General features: G+C 35.5%; 25 protein-coding genes and 2 pseudogenes. All 27 read right to left on the bottom strand.

The genetic code is table 11. From position 1 onward, the window contains the following. Positions 1-12: 12 nt before the first annotated feature. Positions 13-1,173: a hypothetical protein gene (locus N7U66_RS19320; RefSeq protein WP_267676561.1), complete on the bottom strand. Its 1,161-nt coding sequence runs from the start codon at positions 1,171-1,173 to the stop codon at positions 13-15. A 293-nt stretch (positions 1,174-1,466) separates the two neighbouring features. After that, entirely contained in the window at positions 1,467-2,405 is a 939-nt protein-coding gene (locus N7U66_RS19315; RefSeq protein WP_267676560.1) for a glycosyltransferase family 2 protein, read from the bottom strand. After that, positions 2,389-2,802 carry a hypothetical protein gene (locus N7U66_RS19310; RefSeq protein ID WP_267676559.1) on the bottom strand — a complete coding sequence of 138 codons (414 nt, stop codon included), beginning with the start codon at positions 2,800-2,802 and terminating at the stop codon, positions 2,389-2,391. The genes N7U66_RS19315 and N7U66_RS19310 overlap by 17 nt, the downstream gene beginning before the upstream one ends. 356 nt (positions 2,803-3,158) lie before the next feature. Continuing rightward, entirely contained in the window at positions 3,159-3,722 is a 564-nt protein-coding gene (locus tag N7U66_RS19305) for a hypothetical protein (protein WP_267676558.1), read from the bottom strand. After that, positions 3,723-4,740: pseudogene (locus tag N7U66_RS19300) on the bottom strand (glycosyltransferase family 4 protein). 174 nt (positions 4,741-4,914) lie between these two features. After that, complete coding sequence (locus N7U66_RS19295) at positions 4,915-5,754, bottom strand: glycosyltransferase family 4 protein (protein ID WP_267676557.1); 840 nt, start codon at positions 5,752-5,754, stop codon at positions 4,915-4,917. A gap of 89 nt (positions 5,755-5,843) precedes the next feature. Continuing rightward, positions 5,844-6,029 (bottom strand): hypothetical protein, encoded by a 186-nt coding sequence (locus tag N7U66_RS19290; protein ID WP_267676556.1) that lies wholly within the window; start codon positions 6,027-6,029, stop codon positions 5,844-5,846. Then, complete coding sequence (locus tag N7U66_RS19285; RefSeq protein WP_267676555.1) at positions 6,029-6,580, bottom strand: serine O-acetyltransferase; 552 nt, start codon at positions 6,578-6,580, stop codon at positions 6,029-6,031. Before N7U66_RS19285 ends, N7U66_RS19290 begins: the two co-directional genes overlap by 1 nt. A gap of 11 nt (positions 6,581-6,591) precedes the next feature. Then, the gene (locus N7U66_RS22315) at positions 6,592-6,741 is read right to left on the bottom strand and encodes a hypothetical protein (protein ID WP_313791315.1); all 150 of its coding nucleotides are present in this window, start codon (positions 6,739-6,741) and stop codon (positions 6,592-6,594) included. A gap of 29 nt (positions 6,742-6,770) precedes the next feature. Continuing rightward, positions 6,771-7,589: a glycosyltransferase family 2 protein gene (locus N7U66_RS19280; protein ID WP_313791314.1), complete on the bottom strand. Its 819-nt coding sequence runs from the start codon at positions 7,587-7,589 to the stop codon at positions 6,771-6,773. Then, the gene (locus tag N7U66_RS19275) at positions 7,582-8,109 is read right to left on the bottom strand and encodes an exostosin domain-containing protein (RefSeq protein ID WP_267676554.1); all 528 of its coding nucleotides are present in this window, start codon (positions 8,107-8,109) and stop codon (positions 7,582-7,584) included. The genes N7U66_RS19280 and N7U66_RS19275 overlap by 8 nt, the downstream gene beginning before the upstream one ends. Further along, on the bottom strand, positions 8,102-8,623 hold the full coding sequence (locus N7U66_RS19270) for a hypothetical protein (RefSeq protein WP_267676553.1): 522 nt from the start codon (positions 8,621-8,623) through the stop codon (positions 8,102-8,104). Before N7U66_RS19270 ends, N7U66_RS19275 begins: the two co-directional genes overlap by 8 nt. Before the next feature lies 1 nt (position 8,624). Further along, on the bottom strand, positions 8,625-10,169 hold the full coding sequence (locus N7U66_RS19265) for a glycosyltransferase family 2 protein (protein ID WP_267678563.1): 1,545 nt from the start codon (positions 10,167-10,169) through the stop codon (positions 8,625-8,627). A gap of 2 nt (positions 10,170-10,171) precedes the next feature. Further along, positions 10,172-11,131: a hypothetical protein gene (locus N7U66_RS19260; RefSeq protein WP_267676552.1), complete on the bottom strand. Its 960-nt coding sequence runs from the start codon at positions 11,129-11,131 to the stop codon at positions 10,172-10,174. Further along, complete coding sequence (locus tag N7U66_RS19255) at positions 11,128-12,285, bottom strand: glycosyltransferase family 4 protein (RefSeq protein ID WP_267676551.1); 1,158 nt, start codon at positions 12,283-12,285, stop codon at positions 11,128-11,130. The genes N7U66_RS19260 and N7U66_RS19255 overlap by 4 nt, the downstream gene beginning before the upstream one ends. 12 nt (positions 12,286-12,297) lie before the next feature. Continuing rightward, positions 12,298-13,176 (bottom strand): hypothetical protein, encoded by an 879-nt coding sequence (locus N7U66_RS19250; protein WP_267676550.1) that lies wholly within the window; start codon positions 13,174-13,176, stop codon positions 12,298-12,300. 9 nt (positions 13,177-13,185) lie between these two features. Then, positions 13,186-14,620 (bottom strand): annotated as a pseudogene (locus N7U66_RS19245) (MBOAT family O-acyltransferase). Between the two features lie 116 nt (positions 14,621-14,736). Further along, positions 14,737-15,060 carry a class I SAM-dependent methyltransferase gene (locus N7U66_RS19240; RefSeq protein WP_267676549.1) on the bottom strand — a complete coding sequence of 108 codons (324 nt, stop codon included), beginning with the start codon at positions 15,058-15,060 and terminating at the stop codon, positions 14,737-14,739. Between the two features lie 13 nt (positions 15,061-15,073). Beyond that, entirely contained in the window at positions 15,074-15,331 is a 258-nt protein-coding gene (locus N7U66_RS19235; RefSeq protein ID WP_267676548.1) for a hypothetical protein, read from the bottom strand. Next, positions 15,332-15,976, bottom strand: a complete 645-nt coding sequence (locus N7U66_RS19230; protein WP_267676547.1) for a hypothetical protein — start codon at positions 15,974-15,976, stop codon at positions 15,332-15,334. Beyond that, positions 15,939-16,502 (bottom strand): glycosyltransferase family protein, encoded by a 564-nt coding sequence (locus tag N7U66_RS19225; RefSeq protein WP_267676546.1) that lies wholly within the window; start codon positions 16,500-16,502, stop codon positions 15,939-15,941. Before N7U66_RS19225 ends, N7U66_RS19230 begins: the two co-directional genes overlap by 38 nt. Before the next feature lie 223 nt (positions 16,503-16,725). Beyond that, positions 16,726-17,172, bottom strand: coding sequence for a polysaccharide pyruvyl transferase family protein (locus N7U66_RS19220; RefSeq protein WP_267678562.1), 447 nt, complete (start codon positions 17,170-17,172; stop codon positions 16,726-16,728). A 47-nt stretch (positions 17,173-17,219) separates the two neighbouring features. After that, positions 17,220-17,561: a hypothetical protein gene (locus N7U66_RS19215; RefSeq protein ID WP_267676545.1), complete on the bottom strand. Its 342-nt coding sequence runs from the start codon at positions 17,559-17,561 to the stop codon at positions 17,220-17,222. A gap of 1 nt (position 17,562) precedes the next feature. Then, on the bottom strand, positions 17,563-18,438 hold the full coding sequence (locus N7U66_RS19210; protein WP_267676544.1) for an N-acetylneuraminate synthase family protein: 876 nt from the start codon (positions 18,436-18,438) through the stop codon (positions 17,563-17,565). A gap of 4 nt (positions 18,439-18,442) precedes the next feature. Then, the gene (locus tag N7U66_RS19205) at positions 18,443-19,597 is read right to left on the bottom strand and encodes an acylneuraminate cytidylyltransferase (RefSeq protein ID WP_267676543.1); all 1,155 of its coding nucleotides are present in this window, start codon (positions 19,595-19,597) and stop codon (positions 18,443-18,445) included. Positions 19,598-19,726: 129 nt separating this feature from the next. Then, on the bottom strand, positions 19,727-20,053 hold the full coding sequence (locus N7U66_RS19200) for a glycosyltransferase (RefSeq protein ID WP_267676542.1): 327 nt from the start codon (positions 20,051-20,053) through the stop codon (positions 19,727-19,729). Beyond that, entirely contained in the window at positions 20,022-20,789 is a 768-nt protein-coding gene (locus N7U66_RS19195) for a hypothetical protein (protein ID WP_267676541.1), read from the bottom strand. The genes N7U66_RS19200 and N7U66_RS19195 overlap by 32 nt, the downstream gene beginning before the upstream one ends. Between the last annotated feature and the right edge of the window lie 67 nt (positions 20,790-20,856).

Raw genomic sequence — 20,856 nt, 5'->3', positions numbered from 1 at the left:
TTTTCGCATTGGCTAATTTTTTCTGATGAGCTCGGCTTCAATAAATTGTAGTGGATTCCCTTCAATAAGCATCGAGGCTCCTTTTGAATCTAATATCACGGATCGTTTTGAAGCGCCTCTGTAGTGATGACTGCCATAGATGAGTGCGTTTTGTGGTGTATTTACTGCAATATAATCTGCCATATAATCGACGTCTAATTTTTTAGGGTAATTAAGACTTCCAAAACTTAAATTATTAGGAAGCACAAACCTGGTAATATCGTCACCAATATAAGGGATAGAATTAAAAACAGGCTGTTTACTAATCACCAATATAGAGACCTGAACAGAAACCAGTACTGGTAAAACCCATTTGCTTTTTAGCCTCTCATTGACGTATTCAAGCAAATAGGCCATAGCAAAAAAGGACGGTACAATAGCCATTTTTTGAGCTCTAATCAATTGAAAAGACAGACGTAAATTTAACTTTAGACTACTATTAATAAAGCGTTCGATGTAAACACTAATAGCGGGTAACAGTATTAAAATTAAGGTGAGTAAAATTATAATTTTCGCACGTTTATGAGCAGCTTCATCCCTTCGGGAAACACCATAATAAAGGATAATTGGAACGACATATAATAAGGTTTTAAAATGCAACCATTGTTTTAAAAAAGTCATGGGCTCAGAAAAATACTGTGGTATTCTTGTATTAAACGCTTGTGTAAAAGCACTTATGTCATACGTTATACTGCTCGAGGTTTTACTAAAGTATGTTATAATAAAAGGCAGCATGCCCAACAACAACGCCAGTAGAACACCCATACTATTTTTAAGGGTTATTTCCTTTTTTTGCTTATAAAGAATTACGTATAAAATAATAAACGACAGATATAGTAGTATCCCGCCTAATCCAGTTATGGGATGAAAATTAAAGACTAAACCTATTAAAAAAGCAGATAAAATAAGTCTGCGAAATGAGGGTTTTAAAATTAAAAAGGGAATAGGCAAAAAAGTAAGATACAAGGTTACGGGCATCATGGCCCAAAGCTCTGCAATGCCCCATATCTCTAAACCTGGCAGCCGGACGACCCCTCTTACCAAGAGTGACATGAGCAAGGCAATCCGGAAATTAGGGACCAGTTTATAGATAAGAAAAAACCGAGAAAACGCCAAAGAAAAAATGACAGACAAGATTCATGACATTGACCGCTTGTACATACTCCTGATTCGTAAATTTCGAAAGCAAACGCAACGACTGTACATAGAAAGGCGTGTAATACCTAACATTATCTATAGTATTGAGATAAAGGTCATTTTTAAATAACTCAGGATTGTCAAATTTCTGAGCGATCGGTATAATATTTTGAATATCAGAAGACAAACTACTATAATTCGTATTTAGATTCCCCAAAAAGAACCCAAGTGCGATTGTTATATTTATTGCACAAACTACAATGAGTTGTCTCGGTTTCCGTTTTTAGCATTTAATTTGCTTTAGGAGCTTTGGTAATGTCGTAATGCACGGCTTGTAATAGCAATTGAAAACCAATAATAATGGTTAAAGTCACCAACATGATGGTTCCTGTTGGCGCAAAAATGGATTGACTGGAATAATACCACCAGTTATACACCCCATAGAATACTCCGAAAGTAAACAAAGGGGTTCCTATTAATATATAAATAGACGATATATTAAAATCGTAAAGAAAATAAGATTTAACAATGCGCTTAATAAAGGTGTTTATCAATTTAGGTAAGAAAATAAATGGCATTTTCCACACGGTCATACTAGACGTTTCATCTCCATAAATAGCCGGCATCGACACATCTTTAATAATGGCGTCTTGAAAGTACAATTGGGCGATTAACGAGGTTTCAAAATAATAACGATTAGATATGGACTTAAAATCAAGCTGTTTTAAGAGGTCTACTTTAATCGCAAAAAAACCATTGGTGGGATCGAAATTATTCCAATAACCCGTGGCCGCTTTCGTTAAAAAAGACAAGCCTAAATTGCCCATTTTCCTAACAAAAGGCATTTGTCTTAAGGCTTTAAAATCTCTAAATCGATTGCCTTTGGCGTAACCTGCTTTATTTTCGATTAAAGGCGTTACCAAATCTTTAATATAAGAGGTATCCATTTGATCATCGGCATCTACTTTTACAACAATAGTCATGCCCTCGGTAATCGCTTTTTTAAATCCTAATTTTGTAGCACCACCTACACCCAAATTGAGGTCACTCTTTATATATTCTACATTTTTAAAAGCTTGTAGTGCGAGCTCAGGAAAAAGCTGAGTACTACAGTCATCTATAATATAGACTTTTGTCACCAAATCGGGTAGCTTATTTAATACAGCAACAATATGTTTTGATGCATTATAATAAGGAATGACCACGGCTATGTTATTTCGGTTTTGCATGATTAAAATAATATCGAGGCGCAATTAATAATACGGTTACGAGTATAAAATACCCTAAAATAGTAAATACAGACCTATAAAGGTATAAATGTTCGCCAAAATACAAAGTCACAATCATGGCAAAGACTAAGCCGCTTAAAACATTTTTAAGTCCGGTAGCTTTTCCAAATTTAACATATAAAAAAGACGTGAGCCATTTTATATAAATAAACAACCCAACAAGTCCAACTTCATTAATTAAACTAAGGTAAATATTATGAGCAGAAGCCCCAATTAATAATCTATTATTGACCCCAATTCCTATTGGTATGACATACGGATTTTCAGCAATATATTTTAAGTACAAAATGACTATTCTGTCTCTGCCTGCACCCAAATCCTCATATAACTGTCCCACATCAACATTACCAGGATTAAAGGCTTCGGACTGGAAACTTTATTAAGCACGCGGTTTTCTATGGTTGTCGTAATGGTTTCTATAAGTTCTAAATTCAAAAAAAATGCTATAATTACCACTAATGACAAGACTACAGACAGCGCCAAGAATTTACGGGTTCTCATGATAAAAATATAACAGGTAAATATTATTAATGCCGAGATAAGTGGTTCTAGATCCGTGAAATACCAATAACAGCTAAACTGGTTGCCATACAAGTTATGATGAGTATCCTGTTTACTTTGAGTTGTTTTTGCATAAATAAAGCAATGGCGTAAACTAAGGAGATAAACATGGTCATGCCTAAAACAATTTTGTTAGGCCCCAGCGTACCGAGATAAAAACCCGCCATACGCCTCTTTATAGACTGCATTCCACAAAAATGGTATAAAGCCGTAATGTTGTAAGAATACGACAACAGCTTCTAATATGGCCAAGATTAAAACCATGGAGGCCACCCCTTTATATTTTGATTGGTCTCTTAAATACATGGCAATTAAAACACCAGTATAAAAGAAAACCACCATATGATAATAATACAAAACAGATTTAATAAACCATAATGGTCTGCCTTTAAACAGGCTGAACAACAGCGTGAAAATTAAAGTAAAAGCACACCATAGAATAAAGGTATGCATGTGTTTTAGGTAGGTTTTTGAACGAATATAAAAAGAAATAAGCGTCCAGTTATTATACAAAATATAAAGCACAACAAAACCCGCAACATCATACAATCTCAATTCATTATCACCCTGCACACTGTATTTTATAACTGGTAAATTATAGAAATAAGAGATTATCATAAACAGCAATGCCAACCTAACATATAATGGTTTGAACAATTGTTTTATTTGTTTATTGATGTACTCTGTTCTTGTCATTTATTTTATTTTCTGATACTGATCTATAATTATTTTGGACACCACTTGTTCTGAAAAACGCGTCGTAACATGTGCTTTTAATTGTAGTCCTCTTATTTTTGCTGATTCTAAATCGCAAATATAATTGATTATTGCCTGGCTTAAGGCAGAGGAGTCTCCGGCAGGAATTAATTGTCCTAAACCCGCATTTTCAATAACCTGTTTGCAATCGCCAACATCGCTTGCCACTACAGGCATACCTGCTAACCCATATTCTAATAAAGCGATGGGTAGCCCTTCTGATTTTGAAGGCAAAACGCCAATAGTGCCTTGATTTAAAACCTGAGAAATATCTCGGTAAGCTACCATAAACAAACACGTGATTCTCTAATGCTAAATCTTTTATTTTATGATGAATCGCAGAAGCATAGGCGTCTCCAAAATCTTTCCCTACGCAATGTAACGACCAGTTGGGATATTGTGTATGAACGGTTTTAAAAGCCTCTAATAAGGTCATGTGATCTTTTTGTGCTCTTAGGTTTGCGAGATGAATGATTTGTTTCCCGGGAGTTCCCTTTAATTTTGTAATCGCTTTACTAGTCTCTTGGATCGCGAAATTTTGCACATACATGACTTCTTTACACTTTAAATGTTCTTTTGCCCAAGATGCCAAAGCCCTATTCACACTAAAAATTTGAGAAAAATACGCAGAACAGGTTTTTAATATTTTAAACGGTCGTTTTTCTAAAAACTCACTATCTCCATAATGGTCATGCCATACTATCTTAAGACGTTTATTAGCTAATTTAAGTAATACCGCTAGAAAAAAAGAGGTAGAATGTGCATGAATAATGTCTATGTTATTATGATTTATAAAATCATTAAGTTTTCTAATGGCTTTAAAATCTAGCGTTTTTGTTTTGTTTAAAAAGAGATACCCTACGGCTTCACTTATACTTGCCTTCAACAATCCTTCCTCTCGAGTCGCACATAAATAAGAAGCATTAATCTTTGTGGCCAAAGCATTTGCAATGTTCACTGCCACGCGTTCTGCGCCTCCGGGATGTAATGAATCTATTAATTGTAAAACTCTCAATGTACCGCTTGTTTTAGTTATTGGTTGTTGGTTGTTGGTTGTTTATATCAAATCTATGTCTTTTCACGCCCTACCTTTCACTACTCACTTCTCACTTCTCACTAATCACACTATTCACTACTCACCCTCCAAAAGTGTCGCTATTTCATATTCAAAGGTATCTAAGGTATACTTCTGTGACCAAGTTAGCGCTGCTTCAGACATCTTTTTTAATGTCTCTGCATTTTCTAAAGCTTGATTGATTTTATCTACGGCCTCCTGTAATTCCGGTTCGATTAATACTCCCCGAGTTCCTCCGTCTAACATAAAAGGTAAGCACGAGATTTTGGTAACAATAGGTATGGCTCCAAAAAACATGGCTTCTGCAATGGCTTTGGGCCAACCTTCAGATTTTGATGGTAGTATAGAAAAATGAGCATCCTTATAGGCTTGCTTTAAAACGGCTTTTGTTTGGTTTCCTTTCAATGTCACCAAAGCATTCAAATTGTTTGCCTCAAGATACTGCTCCAGTTCCGGTCTTAAAACACCTTCTCCATATAAATCTAAAGCTACTTTTCTTCCTTGCTTGTGTAGTTGCTCTATAATTTCAATCGCTAATTTTGGGCGTTTTCCAATAACTAAACTACCGACAAACACAAATTTTAAAAGTCCCTTATAATCTCGTGTCCTATGGGATTCTATTTCTATCGTTCTATAGGTCGCTGTAAAAAAGGGCTTGATGTTTTTTGTTTGATTCGGCCAATCGCCATAAACCAATACCTGCATGTTTTTAGTAAGTCTCGTATTGCTTAATAACCACTTTTGAATACGATAGCTTAAGGGCTGCCGTGCGCCTGGATCCCAATTTCCTGCATATTTTGCAGTTTTAGGTGTATTAGGAAAGCCCACCTGTAGCACACAGCCTAATAATCCTATATTTCCTGGACATCTCAAATGAATGTGGTCAGCCCACAACATTGCTTTATACAGTTTAAAAATTATCATCGGAATTTTAAAAACACTCAACAAAATGTGTTTCACAGTGCTAAACTGCAAACTAGGAATAGCTACCAATTCGGTTGCTTTTTAAATGGTAGCGTTAGTAACTCTTGCGAATACTGGTTAGGAGACACCAGTTTATATGCTTTAACATAATCTGTCCAAACATCCATTTCCCTAACATAAGGTGCATAGGCACAATAGTGTCCCTTTTGTATTAATGTAGGTGCGTTAGTGACAACTAAAAACTTCATTAGATATAGCCTTTAGACGAGTTATTACTAATCACTTTTGCCGGAACACCCAGCACCGTAACACCACTCTCAACAGAATCTATTACTAAAGAATTTGCTCCAACAAGCGCTGCATCACCAACAGTTATTTTTCCAGCGATGACCGCATTGGCACCAATATACACATGATTTCCTATAATAGGAACGCCTCGCTTCTCATCACGCCCACTAACACCAATGGTGACGCCTTGAGATATATTACAATTATTTCCAATGACACTATTAGAATTAATAATAATGCCTCCAAAATGTCCGATATAAAAGGAATGCCCTATAGTGACGGAATAAGGTATAGAAATACCTGTTAACATTTCAATGCATTTTTGCCAAAACAAGCAGACTAATAAAAGCACCTGTTTTACAACTGGAACTTTCAATGTATAACACCAGTGCGCCACTCTATATTGAAACACCGCCCAAAACCCTTGAGTAAAAAAGAAAATGGAAAAAAAATGACCACCGTAAGTGCTGTATTTTTTATAATCTGACGCGATAAGAGAGAACAAGTTCATGGCATGCAATATTAATCTAATTTTGGTGGATTAAAAACTAAAGATAACCATCCTACGACTCTCCCGAAACTTTCGGTAAGGGCTTCTCGTTTTTTATTTGAAGTCAACCCATTTACAAACCGGATTAGGGTTAACAGATAAGCGGTAGCATGCCATTTCATTCGCGCTTTATAATTAGGGTTTGGATATTTCACTTTCCAAACATACCAGCCATTGCGTAGTACCATTTTTCCGTAATGGTACTGATTAGGTCTTCCGAAGCCTCGTGGTAGTGGGCTAACTGCGCATTCGTGTTTAAATAAACACTTCCATGCTTTGCTAATCTTAAGGAGAAATCAGCATCTTCATATAAACCATACCCTTGAAAATAGGTTGAGAAACGGAGTTCCTCGAATATTTTTTTTCTGTAAGACGAAGTCCCTCCCATCAATTGCTCTATTTTATAAATCTTACCGGATGGCGGTAAAAAACTCACGGGTCTGCCATGTGAAAAATCAGGCATCATTCCTGGTGGTGCATTAGGGTTCAGACCGAGCTTTTTTCTTAGCTTAAATCGAGAAGGTTCAGGACGCATCCAACCATCATAATAAAACCTGGATGGATCTTGTAATCCGTCAGTCTTCTCCCATTGGACGTCATTGGTAATGTAACCTCCAACCGCTAATGCCATGGGATGTGTTTCGTAGGTTCCAATTAAATTCTCAAAATAAGTTGGAGTTAATACAATGTCATCATCCAAAAAACAAACGATTTCAGAGGCCCCATCTACTTTACTTATTCCAAAATTACGTTGTTTTGTTAAACCTCGGTTCTTCTCATCTACTTTAAAATATTTTAAATTTTTAAATGGATGGTCATTCAAAAGCTTTTGAGTGTCTCCATTAGTCGAGCCATCAACAATCAAAATGTCATTAGGATATACCGTTTGATTATGGACCGATTCCAGCAATTTAAGCAACGCATTTGGTCGCATATAGGTACACACAATCAATGTAAAGGATTTACTCATGAACTCCTAATTTAGTCATAAACACCTCATGAATTGCAATAAAATAGGCATGCCGCATCAACTTTGTTTCCCATAATTTGCGATTATTAAGTTGCAGATTCTCAAAAGCTTCATTTGACAAGCGCTCATGAAAGGCTACTATTTTTTCAGGCATGGTTTTAACCTCGGCCTCCTTAATAATGACACAATGGTTTTTCCAATCGATTTCAGAATCCAACGGTAATTTACAATCTGTATTTAATAAAACAGGAATACGTCCCATGGCAAGGGTTTCATAAAAACGCACTGAAAAATTACCAACACCACGACTGCAAAAGGTATACGCGTTATTAAATATATTTTCATAAAATTCATCCATTGATTTTTGTTTTCCCGAAGTGGAAGTTGTTCCTGCTCTGTACTTATCCCGCAAAATAAAATGGGTGTCCAGTCGGTTATCTTTTGATAGCATCGATAAGTATCCAGCCCTTTTTATACTTGAAGGATAAAAGGTTTGTCCATCGATATATACGTTATTCAATTTCCGTTTTATACTCGTTTTTAAATGCCCTAAAATCTCTTTTATATATTTTGAAGGCCCTGACGCTGCATGACCAACAAAACCAATCGTAGGCTTCGCTGTTTTTTTTAAAGTCGAAAAACCGTCTCGGAATTTGCGTTTCATAAGGATCATTTATAAAAGAAGGCAGGATCACATTTGATTGACTTAATTTGCTTTCAAATCCGCCTAGTCTAAAGGTATAACTGTTTTTAATATAATTGGTAAAGCCAAAATCGCCTGCCGTATAGATCCATAAGGGTTTATGATGTGCTTTTGAAGCCATTAAAAGGGCGTCGAACGCCTTTTTATGTTTTATAAAACGAGTGTAATCAATAGGAAATACAATAATATCACAGGCTGTAATACTATTTACCAATTGATAATCCTGTAATAGTCTTGGGTCGGGTTTAAAATGCAGGTCAAACAACAACGGAAACACTGTCCTACGATGTGTTTCGCATAAAAACTCAGTATTGGTATACAGTTTAAGCATGTTATTGTTGTTTTAGCTTTAAGCTCCATAGGACACTTTGGTGCCATTGGTTTTTAAATCGTCTCTTAAAAGCCACGGGGTTTTTAAATCCGTTAGCTTTTAACAACTTTAAAAATAGTAATAATTTATAGCCTAAAAGTTGCTGTTTGGTAAAATAGGTGCGATAAAGTAATTGTATTGTTGGCGACGGTTTTGGTTGTATCTCATCATTTTCCCACCGTTGTTCTATTTTTGTTCTATACCCACCTATAGGGGCTTTAAGATGCGTAATTTTTAAATGCGGAATAAACACAACATCATAACCACGTTGTCTTAATTGCATTCCAAAATCGGAGTCTTCACCAAAGCCAAACTCATAAGCCGTGTTAAATGTCAAGTCTTTTAAGGCTTCAGATTTCACCATACTAGACCCTGAACTAAAGATGGTTGTTTGATGTGATTTGAAATAAGTTTGTTCTTGTCCTGGCTGCAAACACAGGTAGTTTAAAACGGCTAAACCCCCTGTTTTAATTTCTTTAAAAGATTGATCAAAAAAATCATTTTCAAATCTAATGTCATCATCGGCCGAGAAGGTCCACTCGCTTTCTATTTGGGATAGTGCTATATTTCTAGCGTTACACACTCCAGGTTGATGTGTAAAGGTATGCTTAATGGTAAAAGGCCAATCCACTGTGTGTATATAATCCAGTTCTGAAACGGCTTGGAGATTTGGGTTTTGCTCAACAATTATAACATTTTTTGGAAGATGGGTTTGTTTTGCCAAATCCTGCAGCACGTTATATAAATATGTTTTTCTACCAATGGTTGGTATAACAACATCAATGGACCGCTCTTCTACTTGCTTTTTAGTAGATGTCATTGGTATCGCTTCTAATTCAAAATTGGTTTTTAATCGCTTATAAAAAAGACTTCTCACAACACTGTACACAGAAAGTTGACGCTCAAATATGCTATAGCTCCACGCTAAAAAAAGCACCCATACCCATTTATAATGTTGTCTCACAAATTTAAAAAGCTCCCGTTTAGAGGCTTGCGGTGATGGCAGTACTGGAATGGGTTTTGCATTGAGTAACGCAGGTTCTGAATAACAAAACAGGCCTTCCCCCATACCCCGTTTCGCGAGTGAGAGTAAAAAGTAGTCAAAGGATTCATTGACATTTAAATGTTGTCCTAAATGGAGAAATACTTCGGTACTTATACCCCCTATGTGATTACTCATTAACCATGTGGGATAGCTTACCTTTTTATTCACCTTCAAAAAAAATGAGCGTTCAACATACCCTATTTGTTTGGGTAAATAGTCTGTTACTGTGGGATTGTAAGCTGCAAAAATACGGTCGTGGTGAAAAATAGTCTCAAACGCTTCAATATTTAAGTGCTCCTTTAACCGTTCATGACACCGGACCAACAACGTTTTTCTATTTTTATTGGCTATCGTTTTTAATGTTATGGGTACCGATTCTCCGGTCTCAAAATTTGAGGTCGCTTGAAAAGCTTCATCTAAAATCGAAGTCACAACACCTTCCTTATGTAAAACAATGAACATCACTAATTGGTTATGGTTTTAAATGGTTTATTTCCAATAATTGCGGCATATTTTGAAAAACTGCTGTGATACATGTTGCCACATTTCAAGAAATAAACCGCTTCACTTTCTACGATCATAAAAAAATCTAAAAGTGTTTTTAAATGGGCAGCAATAGCCGTATTTCCAGCAAAATCATCCATATGAAACGGGTGTCCTTCCAGTACACAGACTGGTTCTTTGTCTTTAATGTACTCTAAAAAACGAATGCTATCTGAAAAAACATAACATTTAAATGGTGTGGCTTCTAAAATACCTGTTATTTTTTGTCTTAGCGCATCCATGAGGGTCTCACGTTCTTCTGTGTCTAAAATTAGCGTTGTTGTATCTTTAAAATCTCCCATTAAAGACGTAAATCGGGTATGCAGAGCTATATATTTCTCATCCTCTATGCCTTTTAACTGATGGTTTAAAAAAGCTGATTTTTTAAATAAGGCGTTAAAGTTTCTTCTCCAATGCGCTTCCTTCTCTTGCGTGGTCCATTCCGGATACATGGCACTAGAATAATCAATGTTCGCATAAACTATATAAGTCTCTGCTTTAGAGCTTTGAATTAGTTGTAACGGATTACATGAAAAGTCATTCACCAGATACACCACTTTTGTTTTTAATGGATGGTACTTAATAGCCTCTCTATTCATTTGCCAGGGCACTTCATTTGGTTCTAAAAACATTGCCAATTTAAAAGGCGTATCAAACTGAATAAAAAAATCATAATCTAATATTTTGGCAATATCATAAAAGGATATGATTCCTTTTAAACGATCTACCATACCGCCATGAGGCAAAAGCCCGTTGAAGCAAATAATGATACGCTTTTTAGGACTACTTTTAAAGCTGAGTTGTTTACTATGAAACACCAACAATTTTAAATGTTTAATGCGTTTACTTAGTGTTCTTTTTATGTTTTGTGATACACTCAATGGATTACTTTTGAAGTTAACTCCTTATAATAAGCGATATTTATATCGGCTTGCTTTTCGATATCAAAAACCGTCTCTACTTTTCGTCTAGCTGCTTTTCCAATGGTGCGACACAAGTCAACATCATTTAAGAGTAGGGTGATTTTATTAGCATATCCTTGAATATCTGAAGGATGGACTAAATAGCCATTTTCACCATCATCAATTAATTCCTGAGCCCAGCCCATGCTTGTATTCACTACAGGCTTTTGTAGTGCCATGGATTCTATGGTTACCATACCTAAGGTTTCAGCAAAGGAAGGAAACACGCAAACATGGGCTTTTTCTATTTGCGATTTCACCTCTGAATACGCAATTTTACCTAAATAATCAACCCGTGCTTTTGCTGCTTCAGAAAACACCTTAGTCATTAGATTGTAGGTAGAAGTATGCCCTGATTTAACATCCGGAGCATCCCCTCCTATTAAAAGTAATTTTGCTTCCGGATGGGTCTCCAATACTTTATTAAAAATTTGAGCCAATTCTAACACCCCTTTTTTTCTTATAATCGTCCCAATATATAGAATGGTATTGACTTCAAAATCTTGAGGTGTTTCATTCACAAAACGCTCCAATTGCAATCCGTAGTAAATGGTTTTAATCTTACTTTTATTTAGACCAAAAATTTTTTGAGTTTCCTGGCCTGCAAAGGTCGTTGGTGCGATGTAAGCCTGAGCCCCTTTTAAAGCTATTTTTTCAAACACGAAATTTTTAAATTTTTGTTTTCTATGCTCCAATTTACAAAAGTAAGCATCGCTTCCATGAAACCTGATGACGACAGGCACTTTAAAGCGCATAAATGCCGTAATACCCGTCCAATCCGGTGCTTCCAACAAATCAATCGCTTCCTGTTTTACGATGGTATTGATATAATTACGGAGGTGTTTACGATAATAATACCAGGTCCATATCTTATAGTTTTTCTTTTGAATTAAATGAATGGTCACCCCTTCATCATCAAAAATATCATTGAAATCTTGATGATATACAAACACCGTTACCTGCACGCCCTTCTGTACCAAAGTAATCGCCAAATTTTTAATACTTGTAGCAATCCCTGCTGCATAATTAACTTTAGGGTGTGGGTATTCGGGAGTGATTAGTCCAATGTTCATGAGATCTCTAAATTATTTAAGCATGGCATTTATTCTTAAAAACAAGTCTTTTGTAAATTTTTGTGCTCCTTTATGATTAAGATGACCGCAATTGTAAAACAAATCATCTGCATAACCTCTAGAGAAATCTATTACCTCCGGACATCTTTGTTTTAACTTATCAATATATTCTATGTTTTTTATACTACTACAATAGGGCGCCACAAACATGATCAGGTTTATATTATGTTCCTCACATAAATCTGCAATCTTATCAAAGACCGGATTTTTACCTACTAATTCTTTTGGTAACGATAATGGTTGTTCAAGGTTATTACCGTACATAGGATAATATCCAATTTTAGGATCAATTTTCGGTTTTCTATTTATCAAAGAAAAAAAACTTTCTCTAAATCCAATTTTATGGGCATTTACAGCATAGCGATAATAGGGTAAATAATATAACTTATTAAAGTTATCCAGATTGTCTTTAATATGTTCTTTTATAATGTCATTTCTTAAAAATGGAACTGCTCCGGCAGTGACCATCGTTGTAGAATTCGTGCGTTGGTAACTATCATCTAATTGCAATACGAGGTTTTTAATTCTATTAGAGTGCACCAGTAGTTTTAATTCTAAAAGATTGTCATTTAAACTAGCACCTAAAACTCCTAAATTAATCGTTTTTCTGCTAGAAAGCGTATCAAATATTTTAGTATCAATATGGTTGGCAACGCGAGACGAACCCAAGAATACGAGATCATAATCTTGATTTTCTACCTTTAAAATATATTGAAGTTTATTTCTAGGTTTACTGTTTTGATATATAAAGGTGTAGGCAAAGTCGCTTACATATAATATTAGTATAAATAAAATTAATATTGAAATGCTATGTAATATAAAGTTCTTCAAAATTTATTTTTAAAACTGAAAGTAAATAAAGTCGTTAACATTTGAAAAATTACCAAGTAATACAATACCCATAATTATAATTCCCAATTTAAAATAGAGATGATTGCCATAAAATGGATGCTCTCTTTGTCTAATATACCACTCAATACATATAAAACTAAGAATTAAAAGTATTAATTCGGAGCATAACGTTCAATAGACAAATATTGGAAGCCTCCATTAAAATTAAATGAAAATAGTCTCTTTATGTAAAACCCTGCTTCAGCAAGGGTATCTGCTCTAAAGAACACCCAACCTAAAGTCGTGAGGAAAAAGGTGGACAGCATGGCTATAAACTCTCTAAAATTTGGTATTGAACTTGCGTCTGCCACCGCATTTAGATAGCGTCTATTTTTATTATTTAATAATAGTGGTAAAAAGTAAAGCGCGTTTAGAGCACCCCAAACCAAAAAAGTCCAATTTGCGCCATGCCACAACCCACTAACCAAAAAAATAACAAAGACATTTCTAACATTAAGCCATTGAGATCCTTTACTGCCTCCTAAGGGAATGTACAAATAATCTCTAAACCATGTCGACAACGAGATGTGCCAACGTCTCCAAAATTCAGCAATATCTCTTGAAAAATAGGGGTATTTGAAATTTTTCATTAAATCAATACCAAATAATTTAGAAGTTCCTACAGCGATATCTGAATACCCACTGAAATCGCCATAAATTTGAAATGCAAAATAGACAGCGCCCAATAAAAGACTTAATGAGTTCATACTATCAGACTTCGAAAAGATTTCATTGACATAGATCGCACACGAATCTGCAACAACCACCTTTTTAAAGAGGCCCCAAATAATGAGATACAGGCCCTCTTTTGCTTGTTTATAATCAAAACTTCTTTTACTATAAAATTGAGGTAACAACTGTGTAGCTCTTTCAATAGGTCCCGCTACCAATTGAGGAAAAAAGCTTACAAACACAGAAAAGGCCACAAAATCTTTTGTAGGCGCCAGTTTGTTTTTATAGACATCTATGGTATAGCTTAAAGTTTGAAAGGTATAAAAACTTATTCCTACCGGCAAAATGATATCTAGCGATTGCCATGTGATGTCGTTTCCAAAAAATGAAAAAGCCGTTATAAAATTCTCAGTAAAAAAGTTGTAGTATTTAAAAAATCCGAGAAGCCCCAAATTAACCAAGACACTAACAAAAAGCAAAAACCGTCTTTTCTTTAAGCGCTTTCTTTGTGTAGCACTAGGCCAATACTATAGTCGACCAAAGTGCTAAGCACTATTAGTATTAAAAAACGCCAATCCCACCAACCGTAGAAGACATAACTAGCTAATACTAGTAAAATATTTTGATAATTACCACTTGCTTTCGAAAAGAACCAATGCAATACAAACACTAGCGGTAAGAATATTGCAAAATCTATTGAGTTAAAAAGCATTTAGGGTAATTATCTTTTAGAAAATTAAATAAAGATTCACTTCAATTCCAAGCTGATCTCGATACATTTAGGAAGCCCATTTACAAATCCACCGGCAGGATTTATATTAGAATGAATCAATTTGAATTCGGATGACACTGATCTATAAACCGATGCACCAACTCATGCTTTTTATCTAAATCATGAAATTCGAAAACCATGGCTCTAAACGCCTTTTTATTTCTAACAATTTCATCTAAAAATGCATACTCACTGCCTTCAATGTCTAACTTTAAAAGGATGTTTTTTTGAGTTTTAAAGTTTGTTTTTAATAAATCTAAAATAGACTGTTCTTTAGTTAACCATAAAGGTAAATGCTTACAACGTTTAGTCCTAATTAAATAATTAAACAACAAGGCATTATAGAGATATCTCAGTTTATCTCGTTTTTTAAAGAACATCCTTGCCAGTCCCTTAATTAACAGTTTTGAACCGTGAAATAGTAGGGTCGATCATTAAAATTTTCATTTCCGGATTAAAACGAAAGGCATCGTATTCAAATTCTAAATTTGAAGAAATGCCTCCACTAAATAAAACTTCTGATTTATGCATTGTTGATGGTCTTAAATAATACCCCCCATCCCCTATGCTTCCAAATCGAAACACGTGAGATTCTTCTTCAAGAAAATCATCATTTAAGGTTTTATAGTAATCGATGGTTTTCGCTTTCATTTAATTCGAGTTTAAAATTGACTGTATCGACTCCCAAATATGCTTAGAAGCTTTTGTTGGTTGTTTTCCTACTACAATCTCAAACCATTTTAAGCCTTCGGTAACGTTAGACGTTTTTCCAACTAATATATTTTTTACGATGGTTTTCAAATCTTTTTTATCGGTACAAAAAACGGCCGCATGGTTACTAGGCATCGATCTAAAATGCACATAGTTGTAATTTTGACCGATATCACGAATCCCCTTTTTTAATTGCGGTTGCTCGTAATTATAGTAAATGCACGGTTTGTTATGTGTAACGAAATCGAACACGGTAGAGGAACAAACGTTGGTCACAAATTCACTGTGCTCACAAATATTATACAACAATTTAAAATCTTCTTTTGCTGGTAAAACTTGATTCCATTGGTCTCCAACGGGCTTCCGGATGGGATCCATCACTGCAATAACATCTTGGTTTGCTTTAATAATGGCATCATAACGCGTGGTAAAATCTACAGGACACTTTCTATAAATAATGCCTAGATTTTCGCCTTCATTATTTAGGCTTCTCACAGCCTGTGCCAAATCTTCTAAATAGTATTGATCTAAAGGAGAGGTGGTTTCATCATCTCCGAGAAAAACAAATATATTTCTTATTCTCATCCGGATTATATGCTTTAAAAAAGGCTTCTCGCGATTGTTTTAAACTGTGATCAAAATGCGGTTCAAACTGGGGTGTTCCAGTAACATAGACCTGTTCTTCTTTTACAAAAGGATAGTATTTCAAGACTTCTCCTTTCATTAAATCACTCCATACAAAATAGTAATCGGTTTCGACGACTTGCATGGCTTTTGGCACATTATCCCAAGAATACACAAAGGCAACGGTTGGGATTCCTAAATCTTTAGCCGCTAATAAGGCACTAATAGATTGTGTTGAACGCTGAGTTGTACAGAATATTAAATCTGGTTTATGCTGTTCTAATTGTGCTTTACAATACTCATATTTTGAAGTAGACCGCTCTAATGCATTTATTTTATTGCGGAGTTTAACCACACCTTCTTCTGAGGAATACAAACCAATAAGGATTTTGGTATACAGACTTTTAAACACATTTTTCAACCCCTTAAAACTAAACGGGAACTTATAGGTTGGATACACCGCATCATTAAACTTATCACGAGACACATTGAGTTCCGCCCGTTTTCGGGCTCGGAGTAGATGGATAATAGCTTATGACTACTATGGTCTTCAATAGTAACCTCCTGAAAACCCAGCTCCTCTTTTAAAGAAAATACCGTATTATTCCAATAGGTAATATCGAAGCCCATTTGCTCGCCAATGGTTTTAAAATTGGTAAAGGCAAAGTTTCTTAAACCCACGCCATCTCGGAAAAAAAACAAATACTTTTTTACTCATGCTTTATTTCCTTTTTAAACGGGCATACCGCCATTAATCCATCGCATAAGTCGTCTATCACTTTTTGCTTAGGAAGTGATTCAGTCGCATTTAACACCTGTTGTAAGGTCTCTAAAGTCATCTTTTCTTCGATGACTTTTGATTGATAAGGTTGTAACTGAACAGATTCAAAATAGTCCTGATATTTTATATCATCCCCAAAAACGGCCTCAGAAAACTTTTGCCAAACGGCAGGAATGCCATACGCATGCGCGACAATAATGCCATGCAAAGAGGAGGATACAATGGTGTCGCATTTTAGAAATTGATTAGTTGTTGCTTCAATATTGGTCGTCATTAAATCAATAATCAAAACACTTTTATCCTCGCTAAATGTTTCTGAAATGAATTTAAAATCTTGATAATGTGGCACAATACCTAAGCGGTATGTTTTTTCAATTTTAGGATGATAAAATCGCGGTAATAGCAGTGCGGGATCGCCATAAACTACGGAACCTCATAGCCTTGATTAAGTAAATGCGCTCTGGTTTGCGGTCCGCGAACGGCTAGAAACGTAGCTTTTTTAATACTATATTCTTTAGATATGATGCCACTTCCCCAAACAATACAATTGGTAGTTACTTGGGCTAGTATACTCCCAATGGTGACATAGATGGGACTAAAGAAATTAGCAATTGATTTTTTTGAAGGATTGGCCCATACCACACGTTTCCCTGATATTTTTTCAACCAAATAACACCCTAAAAGGTCGCCATAATTTTCTTTGGCCTTGCCTTGTAGTTTTTTTTCATTCCACCAGAAAAGCCTCATGGTTTGGGTTGAAAACATACTATCCTTTTTGATTTTTTAATTTGTCGCGCTGCACTTGTTCAATGGGCAAAATATCCTGACTCTTAAAAGATAAGGCCTTGTAAACAGCATGTACATCTCTTGATAATTTTCGCAAGCCCATAGGCTCTAAAGAGGCGGCATGGTCTGTTCCTTTCCAAGTTCTATCAATCGTATAATGCCGTTCTATGATGTTAGCTCCTAAAGTGTAGGCGGCAACATCTACCGCAATCCCTAAATGATGGCGAGAAAAACCAATATGTTTTACCTCATCTTTATATTTATCCATTAGTAGATTAATATCTAACAAACAAACATCTTCAAAAGGCACGGGATATCCTGAGGTACAATTGTAAAGTACTAAATCTTTATTTCTGTTGTGCTTTTTAAACAACATCACCAACGCGTCTATCTCTGTTTTGGTGGTCATTCCTGTTGAAACATGAATCTCTCCGCTGTAGTTTTTACATAACCACTCCAACATGACTACGTTATTATTACAGGCTGAAGGAATTTTTATAAACTCAGGGTTAAGTGAAGCGATTTCTTGTGCTGACGTGACATCCCATACAGAAGTGGAATAGGTAATGCCTATGTCTTCACAATACGTTTTTAATTCGCGATGTTGTTGTACATCAAACTCTAAAAATTCCCGATGTTCCCCATAGGTATTGCCATAAGAATTTGCAGGATTAGGGTGCGGGCTGTTGTATTGTTCTTCTGTCAACAATTCTTTATTATGACGCTTTTGAAATTTCACCGCATCCACATTACAAAATATTTTCGCTACTTTAATTAGTTCTTTTGCAATGGTCATGTCCCCTTTATGGTTACATCCAATTTCGGCAATAATATATGGTTTCTTGTAAATATTCATCTGTTTAGAATCTCTTATTATAATTCATAATAAACGCACAGGCTTCTCTAATCGCTCCAGCTCCGGAGGGTTTCGACAAAACGATGTCGGCATGCTGCTTTACAATAGCTGTCGCATTATTAGGGGCTAAAGACCAGCCCACGCTACAGATATTTGTTAAATCGTTAACATCATCACCTATATACGCAAAATTAGTGATGGCTAGTTTTTGTTCTTTTATAATATGTTGAAGCAAGCTGTATTTATCTTTCACCCCCAAATACACCTGTTCAATATTTAATTTCTGCATGCGTTTGGCCACAAGCTCAGAGTTTTCTGAAGTCATCACTAGCACTTTAACATCAAATTGCCTTAATATCTCTAAGCCCATGCCATCGCGCATATCGAAGCTTTTTGTATGTTCTCCGTCTTTTGTATAGGTTATGGTACCATCTGTAAACACACCATCAACATCTAAAACCACATGTGTGATTTTCGAGGCTATTTTAGCCCTCTTTTGCCGCTCGATGAGCAATTGCTCAACCGAAATCCAATCGTTTTCTGAATCTATTTCCAATAGAGATGCTTCAGGCATTTTTACAATAGCTGTTTTTTCGCCTAGTCTGTTTTTATTTTTTTTAAGCGCCACTTTTGTTGTGGTATATACCGCTCCATTTTCTATGAGTACCCCTTCAAAATCTTGTCGTCTTGGTCGTTGTAGTGGATTATAATTTACAGGCGTCCCATTTTCATTCCACAAAAAGCGGTGCGTATTTACTACCGTTAGTGCAGAATCGTACCCTTCATTTAATTTTGATAAACAGGCGTTAATGTCTGCTCTTGTAGTAAACGGAGAGGTGGCTTGCAACAAACAAAAGGCGTCAAAATCATAAGCAATACTATCACAATATTCTAACATAGCCATTTCTGTCGTTGCTGTATCACTAGCGCTTTCGTCGCTTCTCAATTGTGCTTTTACTTTAGTGGTCCACTGGTATTCTTTAGAAATAAAATTGATAATGGCTTCATCATCTGTATAAATAATAATTTCATCTAAGTCTGAAAAAATAGCTTCGCCCAAAACCCAGGTAAATAAAGGTCTTCCCACCATTTTTCGTTTATTTTTACCAGGGATGCCTTTAGAGCCTTTTCTTAGTGGTATAAATCCTATTTTTTTCATTAAATGCCAATCGATTAGTTAACGCATTACTTCTGCTAAAATACATTTTTTAACGTTGAAACAGTAAAAATTAGGATAAAAGGTCATTGTGTAGGTGTTGTAATTAAAACACTCCCTTAAGTCTAAAAATTAATAGACAACACTTTTGTAAGCCTTCAAAACCTTTGCTTTTATAAGAGTGATTTCCAACTGAGGCTTCACTATATTCTGATTATAATGATAGGCCTGTTCAATTAAGTCTGGTGTTTCTAACGCTTTTTTAATTTGTTGTGTTATGGTTTCAATATGACTGCACTCTTGAATAAGTAACCCGTTTTTTTCTGTTGTAATAATATCTTCAGAAGCCCCTCCAGGATTAGACTGTATAGGAAACGCACCACATACTATAGCTTCTAGCAGCGTATTTGGCAAACCATCACTCGCACTATTTCCTATATATAGTAATGCAGTGCCCATTAGTTTTAAAATAGTCTCGGTGGGACAGTATTTTTGATTTTGAATATACGCGCATATCTAAATGTTTAAACCATGTATGGTTCTCTATATATGATAGTACTTCAGGATCTGCCCCAAAAATTACAAGTTGATACTTTTTTAATTCCCTTTTCAAGGGTTCTAAAGCTTTCAATACCTCAATCGCTCTTCCAGAACGTCCTTGATACCCCTTTATTAAAATAATTTTACGCGCTAAAACAGGTGTTTTTATTAAGGTGTTCGCTATTGAAAAATCATAGCCTCCCCCACCAGGAAAAGTGCCTAAGACCGTTCCATTAAACCCCATGTCTTTTGCTAGTTGCACATCTCTTTTACAATCTGTAAACAAATAATTGACGCGCTGTAAAACGGCTTCAATGTCTTTTCTGTATGCTGGAAATTCTTTAAAATAGTACAAATCACTTCCCCAAGACGAATAGATCCATTTTAGGTTACTATGTTTTTGCATAACTTTTAAAATAGGGACGCAGGATAGGTAAAGCACAAAACTGTGCACCGCGTCTCGCTTCACCTCTAATAATGCATCTTCAAAAGCTTTAGCGGTATCTTTTTCTAGAACTTTATACACGTTCGGCCATTTCTTTTTTATAAAATAACGCCCGCTCCAATGAGGCCACCTGAATTTCCAATTTTGAAAGGCTGTTAACCACGACAAGCTGGGAACTGTTGCTCCATCTTTAATATCGAACCAAAACACCTCATGTCCGAGTCTTTAAGTTGATTGGTCCAGCGTTGAAAATGAATAGAATTCATAGAAACCATTA

Source organism: Lacinutrix neustonica, assembly GCF_026625145.1.
GTDB lineage: Bacteria > Bacteroidota > Bacteroidia > Flavobacteriales > Flavobacteriaceae > Lacinutrix > Lacinutrix neustonica.
Note: the sequence above shows the minus strand (reverse complement) of the source record. Positions and strands in the feature narration are given on the sequence as shown.